At 51.8% G+C, this 16015-nt stretch carries 13 protein-coding genes; 2 read left to right on the top strand and 11 right to left on the bottom strand.

Going from position 1 to position 16015, the window contains the following annotated elements; genetic code table 11:
• Positions 1-19: 19 nt before the first annotated feature.
• From HQ393_RS00460 to HQ393_RS00435, 6 genes are all read right to left on the bottom strand, one after another.
• Positions 20-1120, bottom strand: a complete 1101-nt coding sequence (locus HQ393_RS00460) for a 2-aminoethylphosphonate--pyruvate transaminase (protein WP_179356920.1) — start codon at positions 1118-1120, stop codon at positions 20-22.
• Between the two features lie 115 nt (positions 1121-1235).
• Positions 1236-2966, bottom strand: a complete 1731-nt coding sequence (locus HQ393_RS00455) for a putative 2-aminoethylphosphonate ABC transporter permease subunit (protein ID WP_179356919.1) — start codon at positions 2964-2966, stop codon at positions 1236-1238.
• Positions 2963-4099 (bottom strand): putative 2-aminoethylphosphonate ABC transporter ATP-binding protein, encoded by a 1137-nt coding sequence (locus HQ393_RS00450; RefSeq protein ID WP_246307918.1) that lies wholly within the window; start codon positions 4097-4099, stop codon positions 2963-2965. The genes HQ393_RS00455 and HQ393_RS00450 overlap by 4 nt, the downstream gene beginning before the upstream one ends.
• The gene (locus HQ393_RS00445) at positions 4096-4656 is read right to left on the bottom strand and encodes an HD domain-containing protein (RefSeq protein WP_179356918.1); all 561 of its coding nucleotides are present in this window, start codon (positions 4654-4656) and stop codon (positions 4096-4098) included. Before HQ393_RS00445 ends, HQ393_RS00450 begins: the two co-directional genes overlap by 4 nt.
• Before the next feature lie 61 nt (positions 4657-4717).
• The gene (locus HQ393_RS00440) at positions 4718-5737 is read right to left on the bottom strand and encodes a putative 2-aminoethylphosphonate ABC transporter substrate-binding protein (protein WP_179356917.1); all 1020 of its coding nucleotides are present in this window, start codon (positions 5735-5737) and stop codon (positions 4718-4720) included.
• A 218-nt stretch (positions 5738-5955) separates the two neighbouring features.
• Positions 5956-6822 (bottom strand): YicC/YloC family endoribonuclease, encoded by an 867-nt coding sequence (locus tag HQ393_RS00435; RefSeq protein ID WP_179356916.1) that lies wholly within the window; start codon positions 6820-6822, stop codon positions 5956-5958.
• 85 nt (positions 6823-6907) lie between these two features.
• Here HQ393_RS00435 and HQ393_RS00430 point away from each other — a divergent pair, with 85 nt between their 5' ends.
• On the top strand, positions 6908-7876 hold the full coding sequence (locus HQ393_RS00430; protein ID WP_179356915.1) for a serine/threonine protein kinase: 969 nt from the start codon (positions 6908-6910) through the stop codon (positions 7874-7876).
• On the top strand, positions 7873-8778 hold the full coding sequence (locus HQ393_RS00425; protein WP_179356914.1) for a PP2C family protein-serine/threonine phosphatase: 906 nt from the start codon (positions 7873-7875) through the stop codon (positions 8776-8778). Before HQ393_RS00430 ends, HQ393_RS00425 begins: the two co-directional genes overlap by 4 nt.
• 70 nt (positions 8779-8848) lie before the next feature.
• Here HQ393_RS00425 and HQ393_RS00420 read toward each other — a convergent pair whose 3' ends face one another.
• The 5 genes from HQ393_RS00420 to yoaA all read right to left on the bottom strand — a co-directional run bounded on the left by HQ393_RS00420 (position 8849) and on the right by yoaA (position 15993).
• On the bottom strand, positions 8849-9523 hold the full coding sequence (locus HQ393_RS00420; protein WP_179356913.1) for a hypothetical protein: 675 nt from the start codon (positions 9521-9523) through the stop codon (positions 8849-8851).
• A 134-nt stretch (positions 9524-9657) separates the two neighbouring features.
• Positions 9658-11073 (bottom strand): alkaline phosphatase, encoded by a 1416-nt coding sequence (locus tag HQ393_RS00415; RefSeq protein WP_179356912.1) that lies wholly within the window; start codon positions 11071-11073, stop codon positions 9658-9660.
• A gap of 137 nt (positions 11074-11210) precedes the next feature.
• Complete coding sequence (locus tag HQ393_RS00410; protein WP_179356911.1) at positions 11211-12677, bottom strand: alkaline phosphatase; 1467 nt, start codon at positions 12675-12677, stop codon at positions 11211-11213.
• A gap of 199 nt (positions 12678-12876) precedes the next feature.
• The gene (mltG, locus tag HQ393_RS00405) at positions 12877-13932 is read right to left on the bottom strand and encodes an endolytic transglycosylase MltG (protein ID WP_246307917.1); all 1056 of its coding nucleotides are present in this window, start codon (positions 13930-13932) and stop codon (positions 12877-12879) included.
• A 72-nt stretch (positions 13933-14004) separates the two neighbouring features.
• Positions 14005-15993, bottom strand: coding sequence for a DNA repair helicase YoaA (gene yoaA, locus HQ393_RS00400; RefSeq protein ID WP_179356910.1), 1989 nt, complete (start codon positions 15991-15993; stop codon positions 14005-14007).
• Positions 15994-16015: the final 22 nt, after the last annotated feature.

Here is a 16015-nt window from a genome sequence, read left to right as displayed (position 1 = left end):
TATTTCCTAATAAATGGGGTTAAAGCCAGCCAAGTTCGATCAATACATCAACAATGGCGTGCGCAGCCTGTTGCAGCGTGGCGGCGTCAATCGCGCCGATGCAGCCAACACGGAATGTCTCAACTGCGGTTAATTTGCCCGGATACAGCACAAACCCGCGTTCGCGCATCGCGTTGTAAAAGGTGATAAAGCGGTAATCGGCGTGCGCAGGGGCATGGAAAGTCAAGATAATCGGCGCTTGTAATTCAGGCGCTAAAAACAGCTGCAAGCCAGCGCGGCTTAACGCATCGATCAAGGCATTAGCATTGGCTTGATAGCGTGCCAGTCGTACTGCGCGACCGCCTTCAAGTTGATACTGATCGATCGCGGCGCGCAGCGCGGCGACGACATGGGTGGGCGGCGTAAAGCGCCACTGGCCGGTGCGCTGCAGATAGGCATATTGATCGGCCAGATCCAACGCCAGCGAGGCGCTATTGCCAGACGCATTTTCAATCGCAGATTTTTTGGCAATCACAAAACCCATGCCGGGTACGCCTTCCAGACATTTACCCGATGCCGCAATCACGGCGCAAATCGGCATTGTGGCTAGATCGATGTCTAGCGCGCCAAACGACGACATTGCATCCACGATCAACTCGCGCCCTGCGGCCGCGACGACGGCGGCGATTTGCGCCAGCGGATTGAGTAAGCCCGTCGCCGTTTCGCAATGAATCACGCCAACATGGGTAATTGCAGCGTCGGCCTGCAAAGCGGCGGCCACAGCGGCCACATCCACCGGCACGCCATCGGCCCAGCATAAAACGCTCAGTTCGCGCCCCATCACCTTTGCGATGTTGGCCATCCGCTCGCCATAAGCGCCATTGGCCAGCACCAGCAATTTGCCTTGCTTGGGTACTAAAGTGCCGATGGCGGCTTCAACGGCGAACGTGCCCGAGCCTTGCAAGGGAATGCAGCAATGCGTGGCTTGCCCGTTGGCAATCGCCAGCAAATCAGCGCACACCGACGCAGTGAGCGCATTAAAATCGCCATCCCACGAGCCCCAGTCTTTGAGCATCGCGGTGCGCGTTGCCAAGCTAGTCGTCAGTGGGCCGGGGGTTAACAGCACATGAGGGAGCAACATACAAACCTCTTTCATCTAGATGAATTTTTAAGCCCCAAAAAAGCGCGAAACCGCGCTCCATGGGAATATGATATGGGTATATCAACACAAACCAATAAATAATTAATATTCAGCACTATACCTTGGCAGGTAATCGCCAAGCTTGACTCTTGCGTTGCAGGCAATAGCTCAAAAGTGCAAACACAGCACACGCCAGCGCCGAGCTAAGGACGATCATCGTCGCCATCGCCGCCGCCGCCGCCGTATCGCCGGCGTCATCCATATTGAGCACCGAGACCGAGGCCAGCATCGTGTCCGGCGTATAGATAAACACCACCGCCGAAACCGTTGTCATCGTGCCAACAAAGAAATAACGCGCTATCTCCAGCACCGCAGGCAGACACACCGGCAAAGTCACTCGCCACGCGGTGAGCCAGAATGGCACTTTGAGCGACGCCGCCACCGCTTCAAATTCGCGATCAAGCTGCTTGAGCGCGGTGACCGCAGTCAGATGCGCCGTGGTATAAAAATGCGCGATCGAGCACAAAATCAAGATCGTCATCGTGCCGTACAGCCCGTGCAGCGGATTGGCTGGATGATTAAAGAAAAACACATAGCCCAAGCCCAGCACCAAGCCCGGCACCGCCATCGGCAACATCGCCAGCAGATGCAAGGGTTGCCGCCAGACACGACACGCGGGCACTTTTTCAGTTAGCCATGCGCCACAAAACACCAGCACCGTGCCAAACAGCGCCGTGCCCGCCGACATTGTTAAGCTATTGAAAAACGCCGCCCAGCCGCCGCCGTCAACATCGTCAAAATTGAAGTGCGCCAAAGAAAGCTGCATTTGATACGGCCATAATTTGATCAGCGCAGCCGCAACCGCCGTCCCCAAAATCAACAACAAAGCGCCACTGATCACCGCGCAAAACAGCAAAGCCAACCGATCGCGCAACACATGCGGCCGAATTTGCAAAGGCTGGGCGCGCGCGCCAAGCATCGCTTGCTGCTTTTGTTGCGCAATATGATCGAGTACAAACGATAGCAATGCGGGGATCAGCAGCAACACGCCGATCACTGCGCCACGCGCAAAGTTTTGCTGCCCGATGACTTGTTTGTAGGCTTCGAGCGCCAGCACATTAAATTGCCCACCGATCACTTTGGCCGCACCAAAGTCAATCACGACCAGCGTAAACACCACGACCGCCGCCGAGAGCAAGCCATAACGCACACTGGGCAAAGTCACGGTCAACCACTGGCGCAGCGGCCCAGCCCCCAGCGCCGTGGCGGCTTCGTACAAACGACCATCGGCCACGCGCAAGGCTGTCAGCAAAATCATCAAGGCATGCGGAAAAGTAAAAAACACCTGCGCAATCACAATGCCCCAGAAGCCATAAATGCTGCCATCCGGAAACCAAGACTTGAGCATGCCCTGATTGCCAAACAAGTACACCAGCGCAATGCCGGGCAAGAGCGATGGCGCGAGCAATGGAATCAGCGCCAGCATACGCAGCAGCCCTTTGCACTTCATCGCCGTGCGCGTTAAAGCCGCGGCGTAGAGATAGGCCAAAGGCAACACCAGCGCGGTACTAGCCAGCGCCACTAATACGCTATTGCTCGCACTGTGCAGCAGACCGGATGCGGCCAAACCGGCTGCGATCGTGGCAAAACCCCACTGGCCACTCTCTTTGTCGATAAAGGCCTGACTTAAAATCGCCAACAGCGGCCCAGCCAACAGCAGCAACATAGCCAGCACGCACAAGCCAGCCAAGAGCCAGGCCAATGTTTCGCTATTGCTGCTCAAGTTGCTGGAGGCTGATTTGCGGCTGCGCGGCGCAAACCACGGCCAATTCAAAACCCGATTCATTGCGCCACCTCGCCACTGAAGGCCTCAGCATTAAGGGAATCGAGTTTCAAGACTTCGCCAAAGCAACGTAAATGCTGTGCCGGCAGGCGCAGCGGAATCAATTGCCCATCATCAATGCGCAAAGCGGCCATTTCTCGATGGCTTGCGACCACTTCCAACTCAATACCGCCCCAATGTGCAACTGAGAGTTTTAGTCGATAAATGCTGCCAATTAACTCCAGATGCATTAATTTAGCCAAAGCATGCTGCTCATCCGCTTGCCACTCGGGGAGCAACTCAACATCCTCCGGGCGGATAAATAGCTCGTATTGCTCGCCAGCTTGCAAAGGCTTGGCCGGATTAACCGCCAATTGAGCGGCACCCAACTGCACGGTATTCACACCCGTGGCGATCCCACGTATCCAGTTGCAATGGCCGACAAAATCCGCGACAAAACGGCTCGCTGGCTGCTGGTAGATTTGTGCTGGCGTACCGATTTGTTCGATCACCCCATGATTCATCACCACGATGCGATCAGCCATCGTCAGCGCTTCTTCCTGATCGTGCGTCACCATGATCGTCGTGATACCGAGCTTTTGCTGTAAGGCTTTAATTTCGCTACGCAGATGTTCTCGCACCTGCGCATCGAGCGCCGATAAAGGCTCATCGAGTAATAACAGACTTGGCGACGTAGCCAAAGCTCGCGCCAAAGCCACGCGTTGTTGTTGTCCGCCGGATAATTGCGCGGGGTATTTCTGAGCGATACCGGGCAAGCCAATTAAAGCGAGCAGCTCGCTGACACGACGTTCTTTATCTTCGCGGCGGCCTTTGAGCCCGTAGGCAATATTGGCGGCCACGGTCAGATTGGGGAACAGCGCATACGATTGAAACACAATGCCGTAGTCGCGCTGAGCTGGCGACGCGCGTGTGATATTGCGATCGGCTTGGTAGATCTGCCCGTTCTCGCAGCTCTCCAAACCCGCGATCATGCGCAGCAACGTCGTTTTACCGCAGCCCGATGGCCCGAGCAGGCAAACAAATTCGCCTTTATTGACCGTGAGACTAATGTCTTGCAGCGCAGTAAACGCGCCAAATTGCTTGCTGATGCCGCTTAAAGCCAACTCTGGCGCGGCAAGAATAGGTTCGCGCATCATGCCACCACCTCGCTGTGGCAAACGCTGGCGGCAATGGCCAGATAATGCGCCAAAGCGGCGGTTGGCAGATCGGGGATTTTGGCCTGATCATCACAGCGGCGCAGAAAAACAGCATCCTCGGCAAAATGATTGCTCGCAAAACGCTGCACCTCTTCCTTGCTCATCACGCCGCCTTGCAAAATCAGCGATTTTTGCGACGCGGGCGATAAGGTGGCGTGATAGACCGGATCAATCGCGCTTAAATAACGCTTGGCTTCGACATGCAGTGCAATGGGCGCTAATACGCGCTGACCAAATAAAGGCTTAAGCGCAGCAATCGCGACCGATTCGTGTCGATCGTCAATCCCGGCATCGACATCGTCGTTTTGCTGCCCAGCCAAAATATGCCCAATATCGTGCAATAGCGCGGCAGTAATTAAATAGGGGGACGCATTAGCCTGCTCGGCAAAATGGGCGCTTTGCAAGGCATGAGCCAGCTGACTCACCGCCTCGCCGCCGTACAAAGTTTGCCCGGCACCGAGATACAAGTCGGCAATATCATTTAGAGTGAGTTTCATATAACACCACAACCGCCCACGCCCAAGAGCGTGTGCGGTATTGTTTGAAAATATCGAGTGCTTATTTTTTCGGCTCAGATTTGCTGTCGTAGCGTTTGGTCCACTCAGCCAAGATCTTGTCGCGATTGCTCGCTGACCAGCGCAGATCTTGTTTGATTAGACGTTTTTCGTAGTCAGCAGGAATATGAGCATTGGGTTTGGCAACGCCGGGCATCGCAACGATGGCAAAGTTTTTCTCATACAACTCATTGGCTGATTTGGAGGCAGACCAGTCAGCGAGTTTTTTCGCCGCATCGAGGTTTTTGCTGCCCTTCATAATCGAGGTGGCTTCCAAATCCCAGCCCAGACCTTCTTTCGGAAAGACCAGATCGATCGGCGCACCACCTTCTTTTAATTTGGCGGCGCGGTATTCAAATGAAATACCAATCGGGAATTCGCCTGCGGCGGCTTGCTTACAAGGCTTAGAGCCTGAATGCGTGTATTGCGCGATGTTATCGTGCAATTTATCCATATACGCCCAGCCGTCTTTTTCGCCAAACATTTGCAACCAAGCGCTCACGTCAAAATAACCCGTGCCGCTGGAGGCTGGATTTGGCATCACGATCTTGCCTTTGTATTCAGGCTTGAGCAGGTCTTTCCAGCTTTCTGGCTTTTTCAAGCCTTGTTTAGCGGCTTCAACGGTATTAAAGCAAACCGTCGCGCCCCACACGTCCATCCCAACCCATGCAGGTGGATTAGCAGCATCCACATATTCTTTGCTCAGCTTCTCTACACCCTTAGGTGCATAAGCTTGCAACATGCCTTCTTTTTCCAGCACCAGCAGCGACGAAGCAGCCAAACCCATCACGACATCGGCTTGTGGATTGGCTTTTTCGGCCAATAATTTGGCCGTGATAATGCCGGTTGAATCACGCACCCATTTCAATTTAATGCCAGGGTTTTCTTCTTCAAATTTAGCTTGATACGCTTTGAGCTGGTCGGCCTCCAGCGCGGTATAAACGGTGAGCGTGCTATCGGCCAAGGCGATCGAAGCGGTGAACAGCGCTGAAAGCGCCACAGAAAGACAAGTCAGTTTTTTCATTGCGCAGTTTCCTTCTCAAGTGGATTTAACTGCCGCAATTATGCGCATCAGAAAATGACAAGCCGATGACGTCTAGACGAATTTTTGATTTATTGGCGAAACTATTTTGTACTTGGGCGGCAACAAGCTCGACGCCCATTGATTCATGCCACAGCACTCACGTTAAAAAAACAAAAAAGCCGAGACACGCTCGGCTTTTTGTCTGCAAATCGCGAAAATTACTCGATATTCTGAATTTGCTCACGCATCTGCTCGATCAAGACTTTGAGCGCCATCGCTACTTTGGTCGTATCAACTGAAATTGACTTCGAACCAAAGGTATTGGCTTCGCGATTAAGCTCTTGCATCAAGAAGTCCAGGCGTTTACCCGCGTTACCGCCGGTTTTCACAATACGGCGAAGCTCGGCAATGTGGGTCGCCAAACGATCGACTTCTTCTTGCACATCGACTTTTTGCGCAAACATCACCATTTCTTGGCGAATACGGTCGTCATCCGCGGTGCCGATGGCATCGACAAAACGTTGCGTGAGCTTGGCTTCGTACTCTTCGATAATTTGCGGCAAACGCGGCTTGATCTCGGCCAGGATTTGCTCCATTTCATCGGCGCGCGCCAGCAAAATAGCGCCGAGTTTTTCACCTTCGCGTGCGCGCGAAGCCAAAAAATCATCAAGCGCCACATCCAATATTTCGAGTGCCGTTGCTTGCAACACTTCAGTGGGCAAGGCATCAGACTCGATCACGCCTGGCCAGCGCAAAATCTCGCCCATGCGCAGATCACCCGCCGTTGCTTGATGCTCTTTCACCTGATCGGCCAAACGCAGTAATTCGGCGACTAAAGCGTTGTTTAGGCGCAACTGCGTATTGGCACCGTCTTTAGCATTAAAGTTGAGCCGGCATTCGAGCTTGCCGCGATTGAGACGGCCAGTGAGCTTTTCGCGAATCGCACCTTCGAGAGCACGAAACTCCTCTGGTAAACGTAGGCTTAGGTCCAAAAAGCGATGATTGACCGCGCGCAATTCAACGGACAAAACACCGAGTGATAATTCGCGCTGGCTACTGGCATAACCTGTCATGCTGTAAATCATAAAAATCCTTAGTAAGAAGCCGCTTTACAATTAGCTAGTCGCGACACACAATTCATAGATAGCCTGATTATAACGAAAGCTGAGCATGGCCACCCCTAGCAATCAACCGCTTTCACGCGGATTTCAATTACAAAACTATACGATTGCCAAGCTACTATCTGCTGGCGGCTTCAGTATTGTTTATTTAGCGCACGATGAAAACGATTATCCGGTCGCGATTAAAGAATATTTGCCCAATTCATTAGCGCTACGCAAAGAAGGCGTTGCGGTACAAGCCACCAGTGAAGAGAATATCGCACTGTTTCGCCATGGCCTGAAATGCTTTTTTGAAGAGGGTAAAACCCTCGCCCGCATTCAACATCCGAACATCGTACGCGTTCTGAATTTTTTCCGCGCCAATGAAACCGTGTATATGGTGATGGAATACGAGCGCGGCCGCACTTTGCAAAAAGAAATCCAGCTCAATCACGAACGTGAAGGCGTGGATGAAAAGCTGATTCGCAGTGTATTTTACAATCTGCTCAATGGCTTACGTGAGGTTCACCTCAATAAGCTGCTGCACCTTGATATCAAGCCCGCCAATATTTATATCCGCAAAGATGGCTCGCCAGTGCTGCTCGACTTTGGCTCGGCGCGTCAAACGCTCACAACCGAGCATTCACGCCTAACGCCGATGTACACGCCTGGCTTTGCCGCACCCGAGCAATATCGCCGTAAAGATCAGCATGGCCCATGGACCGATATTTATGGCGTTGGCGCATCGATGTATGCCTGCATTGCCGGTACTGCACCGCAAGCATCCGATGCACGCGAAAAAGAAGATAAAGTTCAACGGCTGGAAATTTTATACGGCGATCGATATTCACCCGAATTACTTGAGCTCATTCATCAGTGTATTTCGATTGACCCGACTGCCCGCCCGCAAAGCGTGCCACAAATTCAAAAAGCCTTGCTCGAGGCAGGTTCGCCGCCCAGCAAAAAATCAAACCTGCTCAATACGATTAAACGCAAGTGGCAGGAAGTGACTCGCCCGAAGGCCAAAGGTGAAGAATGAAATTTACCGTTTTTCAAGATAGTCGCAAGGGTGGTCGCCAATACAATCAAGATCGAGTGGGCTATTCCTACAGTCGGGACGCCTTACTCTTGGTCGTTGCCGACGGCATGGGTGGACATTTACACGGTGAAGTTGCTGCGCAAATTACAGTCGAGTTGCTTAGTGATCAGTTTCAAAAGAAAGCCGCGCCCATCATTCATAGCCCCGCGCAATTTTTAGCCGATGCGCTGCTCAATTGCCACGAAGCCATTTACAACTATGCCATTGCCCAACACCTGCTTGAAGTCCCCCGCACGACGGTGGTGGCTTGCATTATTCAGGATGACATGGCGTATTGGGCGCACGTGGGCGATTCACGCCTGTATTTAGTGCGAGACGGCCATACTATCGCTCAAACGCGAGATCACTCTAAAGTACAAAAACTAGTTGAATCGGGTGCGATCACCGCCGAACAAGCGCTGCACCACGCAGAAAAAAATAAGATCTACAACTGTCTGGGCGGCACTTTGATGCCCGATATTGATATTGGCGGGCGCGTGGCCTTGCAAAACGCCGATTCGATTTTGCTATGCACCGATGGTTTGTGGGGCTCGCTGGCGGATGATGAAATCAATCGCTTTTTAAGCTCGTTCCCTGTGATGTTTGCCCTGCCGCAGCTGCTCGATAAAGCGGAGCTACGCGGTGGCAAATTTGGCGACAATCTCACTGCACTGGCGATTAACTGGCACGAAAGCGATCAGGAAGAAGATTCGAGCTTTGTTTCTACCGTGAAGCTAGATCAAGACACGGTGAGCACGCATATCGACCCACTCAATGTGAATTCAACACCCGAAATTAGTGATGATGACATTGAAAAAGCCATCGCTGAAATTCAGGCTGCGATTAATAAATATTCGATTTAATCCTCTTTCAAGCCATTAAAAAAAGCACACCGAGGTGTGCTTTTTATTTATACCCACTATAAGTATCTTCTTAATCAAGAAGATCCTCATAGGCTACATCTTTATACCCCTTCAATTCACTCCATGGCATTTTGGCTGGTGCAGGGCGTGATTCGATGGTGATTTTATCCATCAAGGTGCCATTGAGATTGCCGCTTTCAATACTGCGGGGCAATTGTGTTTTCTCATCCCACAAGACTCGCGTGTACTGAGTGCCGTTCGTACGCTCATACCAAGTACATCCTGCCGGCGCAGTTTTTTTCAGTACATTCATTTTCTTGAGGGCCGCACGATCGAGCAAATAAGCTGCATGCTCCCAAGAGCCATCAAAGCCTAGCGTGCCGTATTCAGTTGGGCGCGGCGTGATGATGGTTTTATTCTCGGCGCGCACAAAGCGCAGGTTGGCATTGCCTTTGGCATCCAAAAATATCCATTTTCCCGCCAGAACAAAATTGGTGTCATGTTTATGCTGGTGATCACCCGGCTGATGCACATGAGGCGGAGTGCCCTGCGGCAGCATACGAATCGTCCAGACGTTTTTATCATCTCGAATCAAGCGCTCTTGAAAGCGCGATTGTTTTTCAACGCCTTCGGAAGTTAGCGTTTTACTTTCAAACGTCATCACTGCCGATTGCAGCGCGGCATAGCAGGGAATACTGGCCACAGACATTACCAAGGCCGCTTTGACAATCACATTGCTTAACATGCTCGATCTTTCACTTTTCAAATATAAACAGTCAACGGCCATAATTTTTCACACTCAAGGCAGTATGGCGATTTTAGCCTGATGAAAAAACCCCAACTGCTGGGCAGCTGGGGTTTCATTACCACTCAGTTCGCTTAGAAGCCAAACGCGCTTTTCAGCAAACCAAACACTTTGGTGTTGTCCAGTGTGCCTTTGAAGGTTTTTGACGCAGTGCCAGCACCGGTCGCAAACAACATCACATCGCCACCACCGTGCGTTTCGCTAGAGGTGCGTACACCTGTTTCTTGCTGATAATCATCGTGCAAGACTTGGGTTTTATCCGCAGCGCCTTCGATCAGATTGGTGCGTACATTCGGGCGGTTCGGGCCATTACCAAACACCAAGGTGGTGTAGTTTTTGCCGTTCACGTCTTTCATTTCCGCGCCATTGCGGTAATCCTTCACCGTACCGAGGATATTGCTACCACGCTTGCCATAGCCATTGAACGTCATCGTGTGGTCATGGTCAGCTGTGACAACGATCAGCGTATTTTTCAGACCTGGATCGCGTTTTTGCATTTCATCGAGCGCCGCTTTAATCGCGTCGTCAAATGCCACGGCATCTTCCAATACACGCTTGGCGTTGGTGCCATGCAATGCGTGGTCAATACGACCGCCTTCAACCATCAGGAAAAAGCCTTCTGGCTTTTTGCCCAACACATCAATGGCTTTCAAGGTCATCGCGCTCAAGCTAGGCTCATCGGCCTTGGTTTTTACGCGATCTAGTTCGTATGACATATGGTCTTTATTAAACAGACCAAACAGCTTATTGGTGTTTTTGCCGTCAATCGCCGCCAAAGCAGTACCTGTTGCAGCGTAGGTATAACCTTTGGTTTTCATTTCAGCGATCAGGTCACGGCCATCAGTGCGTTTACCACCTGCCGTCGTTGGCAAGAAGAATTGCGTACCACCACCCAGCAATACATCCAAACCATCACCGAGCTTGGTGTTGTAACCTGCGCCACCGACAACAGCCTGGGCTGCAATCGTGTTTTCTGCGTCACGATTACAAATGTGCGAGTAAGTCGCAGCAGGCGTTGCATGTGTAACACGCGTTGTCGTCACAGCACCGACAGCTTTACCCTTGGCTTTAGCGATTTCCAAAATCGTATCCACTGGCTTGCCATTGCCGGCTGGACAAGTACTGTCGCCACCGACTTGATAGGCTTTGCCCGCTGCATCAACGGCTTTTGTATCTGGCGTCATCGACAACACTTCGTTGTTCATTTTAACGCCAGTCATATACGCCGCCATCGAAGGGGCAGAGTCGGTAGTTTGAGCGTCATTTGAATACGTTTTAATACGGGCCGTACGGGTTTTACCGTCCAGCTTTTCCATATTCAACTCGCCTTCTTCTTTGTACTTGTAAATACGTGCCGCAGTTACAGTCGTTGGGCCCATACCGTCGCCCAAGAAGAAGATGACGTTTTTCGCTTCACCCGCCGCATACGTCGGCGCTGCCAATGAGGCAAATGCAGAGACTAACACTGCGGCAATTAATGTTTTTTTCATGATAAATTCCAATTAAATAGTAAGACAAAAGAATTCACGCGGCGTTGCTTCGCCTTGCCGTACTTCGAGTACTGTCGACGGCGGTGCGTCTTGCGTGAACTCTTTAGCCGATTACTTATTCCGATTAATCGCTGTGTTTACAGGCCCATTGCGCTACGAATCAGCGTAAATACCTTGGTGTTGTCCATCACGCCAGCAAAGGTATCGGCATTTTTACCCATCGCACCCAAGAACACATTAGTACCGCCGTGTGTTTCGCTACCCGCCGGCATTTGCACTGCGGCTTCTTGGTGGTAATCATTGGCAAACACTTGCGTATCGGTCAGCGCGCTACGCGTTGCATTCACGCGGTTTTCGCCGTTACCAAAGCCAATAATCGTGTATGGCATCTTGTCGGCATCAAGCTCGACAGCGCCGGTAACATAATTGCGCAGCAAGCCCAACACCCCTGGGTTAGTTGCAGTTGATTTACCGGTACGTGCAGCGTAACCATTGAGTACCAGCGTGTGGTCATGGTCAGCAGTTACAACGATCAAGGTGTTTTTCAGATCAGGATCAACCTTCTTCATCTCGGCGATACCCGCTTTGATTGCGTTATCAAACGCAACAGCGTCTTGCAGAGCTTTCTTCGCAGTAGTTTCGTGCAGCGCGTGGTCGATACGGCCACCTTCAACCATCAGGAACATCCCCTTGCTGTTTTTCTGCAAGCCCTGAATCGCTTTGGTCGTCATTTCAGCCAGGCTAGGCTCTTTGCTTGGATCACGATCAAGGTCATAGCTCATGTGGCTAGAGCTAAACAGACCAAACATTTTCTTCGCCGTTTTCGGATCGAGTTTGTCGAATTCCGATTTGTTGCTGGCGTAGCTGTAATCATTACCCTTCATTTCGGCGATCAAATCACGACCGTCAGTCCGTTTACCACCCGCCGATGTGGGTTTGAAGAATTGGCTACCACCACCAAAGACCACGTCCACACCATCGACCAGCTTGTCGTTATAACCCATACCTTCACCAGCGGGCACCAACTGGGCCGCAATGGTGTTTTCCGCATCACGGTGGCATACGTGAGCGTAAGTCGCGGCTGGCGTTGCATGCGTGATACGAGTTGTCGTTACTACACCAGTCGCTAGGCCAGCAGACTTGGCGATTTCAAGCAGCGTCGTGACTGGCTTACCATTGCTACTTGGGCAAGCGCTATCAGCGCCTTTCAAATAACTCGCACCCGCCGCATCAAATGCTTTGGTGTCCGCCGACATTGAAATCACTTCATTATTCATTTTCACGCCCGTCATGTACGCAGCCATCGATGGGGCTGAGTCAGTGACTTGCGCGTCATTGGAATAGGTTTTGATAAAGGCAGTTTCTGGCAATTGATCCATGGTCAGCTCGCCATCTTCACCCACAGCGTAAATACGCGCAGCAGTCATCGTGGCCATGCCCATGCCGTCACCCAAGAAGAACAAAATATTCTTTGGCGCTGCAGAGCTAGAGCTAGGTACTGGCGTTGCCGTGCTGGCAGAAGTAGTGCTTTGAGTGAGATTAGAACCACCACCGCAAGCAGTGAGTGCTAATGCAATTGAACTGCTAATTAATAACTTTTTCATTGGAACCTCCCTAAAGGTGTGGCGAGGTTAGTCCAAGAAAATGACAATCACATCAAGAAACAATGACAGCAAAAAGACAGTTTAAATTTCCGAGTTAAAACAATCGTTTGCAATTAGAAATAAACGATGAGTGGTCATCATTCGTGCGCGATAACGAGGTGGTGACCGCTCAAATTGAGCTGATGAGGCCCTGTATCACTTAGCGCGACAATAGATATTTCCGCACCGCGGCATTGTGCTCATCAAGGGTATTTGAAAATTGACTAGATCCATCGCCGCGTGCAACAAAATACACTGCGGTAGTATCTGCAGGTTGCGTCGCTGCCTTCAGGGCGGCCTCCCCCACCATCGCAATTGGCGTTGGCGTTAACCCGCCGCGGGTATAGGTGTTGTACGGCGTATCGGTCGTCAGATGGGCCTTGGTGATGTTGCCATCAAAACCCTCCCCCACGCCGTAAATCACAGCTGGGTCGGTCTGCAGGCGCATCCCTTGATTCAGGCGATTGATAAAGACACCGGCAATCAAGGGTCGATCGCTGGCCTTGCCAGTTTCTTTTTCTACTAGCGAAGCTAAAATCAGCGCCTCATATTCATTTTTCAACGGTAAATTCTCTTTCCTCCCCGCCCAAGCTTGATCAAGCTTTTGCTGCATACGACGATGCGCACGTGCCAGTAATTTCAAATCAGAGCTACCCGCCTCAATTTGGTAGCTATCAGGAAAAAACATGCCTTCGGGCGAAGTCGCGCTGATTTCCAGCTGCGCCAATAATTCGGCATCGGTGAGCTTTGCGCTATCGTGCTTCAAGTATGGATTTTTACTCAGCGCCTTTTTGACATCACGCCAATTCCAGCCTTCAACGATGGTCACCATCAATTCATCGGTGTCGCCCTTGCTGATTTTGCGCAGCAAAGTCAGCGGTGACATATCCACACTAATCCGATAGCGACCAGATTTAAGCTGCGTATCTTTGCCCGTCAGCCGTGCCAACCAAACAAACATCGTTGCCGAGTCAATCGCGCCTTGCGCCTGCAGTTGCTCCGCCAAAACCTGCACATTGCCCGGCTGTAAGACCACGGCGCCCGCATCGGGCTTGGGCTGCGCCTCGGTGGTCCAACTATAAAACCAGCCCCCCATGAGCGCCGCGAGTAGAAAACAGCTCAGCAGCAAAAAACCGAAGACGCGCCCCCAGATTGACGGAGGCGTTTTTTTGGGCGACCCGCTTTTACGTACGGGTTTAGTGGGTTTACTGGCCACGTTTTATTCCTGATCTTAAATTTCTGGCAAATCGCTTAAAAGCTGCAATGGTTGAACGATTTGTCTGTTTAACTATTTGTCTGCATCCGCAGGCGCCAAGCTAGCATCAGCCCCCATGCGCTGCTCAAGCTTTTCGGCCTGTTTCACGGCGAAAAATTTCTGCACATTGGCCAACTCGCGCGAGCGGAACATTGGCGGCAGGCTTTTCCAAATTAGCTTGCCGTATTGTTTCTCAACTAATCGAGTGTCCGCAATCATCAAAATGCCGATGTCGGTTTCATCGCGAATCAAGCGCCCAGCGCCCTGTTTGAGGGTAATCGTCGCGTTCGGCAATTGATAATCCATAAACGGGCTGCGACCGGCTTTGGTGATTTGCTCCATTCGTGCCGACAATACCGGATCATCCGGCGGTGAAAACGGTAGTTTATCGATGACGACCAAAGACAATTGTTCCCCGCGCACGTCAATGCCTTCCCAAAAAGTCTGGCTGGCCACCAAAATGGCGTTGGGCGCGCGACGAAATTGATCCAATAATTCCGTCCTCGAGGTGGTGCCTTGCAAAAACACCGGCCAATCCAGATTGGCGGCTTTGAGTTTTTCCAGCACCAGCTCATGCGCCTCGCGCATGGCTTTCAAGCTGGTAAAAAGCAGAAAGGCGTGGCCTTGCGTTGATTGCAACAAGGGCCAGGCTTTTTCAACCACTGCCTGGGTATATGACGGTGTATTAGGTGCAGGCATGTCTTGCGGCACATACAGTACTGCCTGCTGCTTGTAATCGAATGGACTATCCCATGTCGCTGTCTCTGCTTTCCACAAACCCAGCTCATGCTGAAAATGGGTAAATTGATTATTTACCGCCAGCGTGGCTGAGGCAAAAATCCACGCGCGCGGGTTCAGATTGATTTGTTTCTGGAATAAATCGGCGATATTGAGCGGCGTGACGTGCAGCAAAAAGCCATGCTGCGTGACGTCGATCCAATGCACGGTTTCTTTCGAGTCTTCTTCGAGCCACTGATCAAGCAGCGTCAACATTTCAGAGGCGCGCTGCTGGCATTTTTCCAACCCTTCTGCGCGCTCAGCCTGTTTGGCGAGGAGTTGTGCGACGGTTTTCAGTTTATCTTGCATCACGCCGAGTTGCGTAAAAAACTCGGCGTACTTCTCGTTTAATTCATGCTGCGGCAGGCGCAATTGCTCTTTGAAAACGAGTCGCACATCTTTGGCGGCTTTTTCCAGCGCTTCGGCGGCATTGGGCAACTCGATAAAATCTTTGGCCACCACCAATGCTTCGGCACGCGCGTCACGCGCGATTTCAACGACTTGCCCACTGGTCAATGTATCGCCAAAAAATAGGCTGGCCACTTCGGGCAGCTGATGCGCCTCGTCAAAAATGACGGTATTGCACGCGGGTAACAATTCGCCCGCGCCTTCATCACGCAGCCACACGTCGGCAAAAAATAGGTGATGATTGACGACCACAACGTCAGCTTCTTGCGCTTCACGCCGCGCTTTGAGCACGAAACATTCTTTGTGGCTCGGGCAATCTTGCCCCAAGCAATTATCGCGGGTGCTGGTCACATGCGACCAGATTGGCGCATCTTCGGGTACGCCCTGGCAAGACGCTTTATCGCCCGACTGGGTACTGGCCGCATAACGTTTGACCTTTTGCAGATCGACCACGTCTTCGCGGCGCATAAAGCGCCCTTCGTGCTCGGCACGCTCCAGATGATAGTGGCAGACATAATTGCTGCGCCCTTTGAGCAGCGCCACCGTGACCGGCACTTTGAGCACATCGCGCACGCTGGGAATATCGCGGTTAAACAGCTGATCTTGCAGCGTTTTAGTACCGGTCGAGACGATGGTTTTGCCACCTGACAGCAGCGCTGGCACCAAGTAGGCAAAAGTCTTGCCGGTGCCCGTACCCGCTTCGGCAATCAGTTGGCCATGATTCTCGATCGCCGCCGCGACTGCCTGCGCCATTTCGAGCTGCGGCTGACGGAGCTTGTAGCCGGGAAAAGCAGCGGAAAATGGGCCATCGTTGGCAAATGCTTCTTCAAGATTCATGACGTACACTCGTTCTGGGTAC

Source organism: Chitinibacter bivalviorum, from assembly GCF_013403565.1.
GTDB lineage: Bacteria > Pseudomonadota > Gammaproteobacteria > Burkholderiales > Chitinibacteraceae > Chitinibacter > Chitinibacter bivalviorum.
The sequence above is the reverse complement of the archived record's forward strand: the minus strand, read 5'-3'. Positions and strand labels throughout refer to the sequence as shown.

Bases quoted from the DNA above. Each gene is read 5' to 3' on its own strand.
- HQ393_RS00460 (WP_179356920.1), bottom strand. From the start codon at position 1,120: ATGTTGCTCCCTCATGTGCTGTTAACCCCCGGCCCACTGACGACTAGC.
- HQ393_RS00455 (WP_179356919.1), bottom strand. From the start codon at position 2,966: ATGAATCGGGTTTTGAATTGGCCGTGGTTTGCGCCGCGCAGCCGCAAA.
- HQ393_RS00450 (WP_246307918.1), bottom strand. From the start codon at position 4,099: ATGATGCGCGAACCTATTCTTGCCGCGCCAGAGTTGGCTTTAAGCGGC.
- HQ393_RS00445 (WP_179356918.1), bottom strand. From the start codon at position 4,656: ATGAAACTCACTCTAAATGATATTGCCGACTTGTATCTCGGTGCCGGG.
- HQ393_RS00440 (WP_179356917.1), bottom strand. From the start codon at position 5,737: ATGAAAAAACTGACTTGTCTTTCTGTGGCGCTTTCAGCGCTGTTCACC.
- HQ393_RS00435 (WP_179356916.1), bottom strand. From the start codon at position 6,822: ATGATTTACAGCATGACAGGTTATGCCAGTAGCCAGCGCGAATTATCA.
- HQ393_RS00430 (WP_179356915.1), top strand. From the start codon at position 6,908: ATGGCCACCCCTAGCAATCAACCGCTTTCACGCGGATTTCAATTACAA.
- HQ393_RS00425 (WP_179356914.1), top strand. From the start codon at position 7,873: ATGAAATTTACCGTTTTTCAAGATAGTCGCAAGGGTGGTCGCCAATAC.
- HQ393_RS00420 (WP_179356913.1), bottom strand. From the start codon at position 9,523: ATGTTAAGCAATGTGATTGTCAAAGCGGCCTTGGTAATGTCTGTGGCC.
- HQ393_RS00415 (WP_179356912.1), bottom strand. From the start codon at position 11,073: ATGAAAAAAACATTAATTGCCGCAGTGTTAGTCTCTGCATTTGCCTCA.
- HQ393_RS00410 (WP_179356911.1), bottom strand. From the start codon at position 12,677: ATGAAAAAGTTATTAATTAGCAGTTCAATTGCATTAGCACTCACTGCT.
- yoaA (WP_179356910.1), bottom strand. From the start codon at position 15,993: ATGAATCTTGAAGAAGCATTTGCCAACGATGGCCCATTTTCCGCTGCT.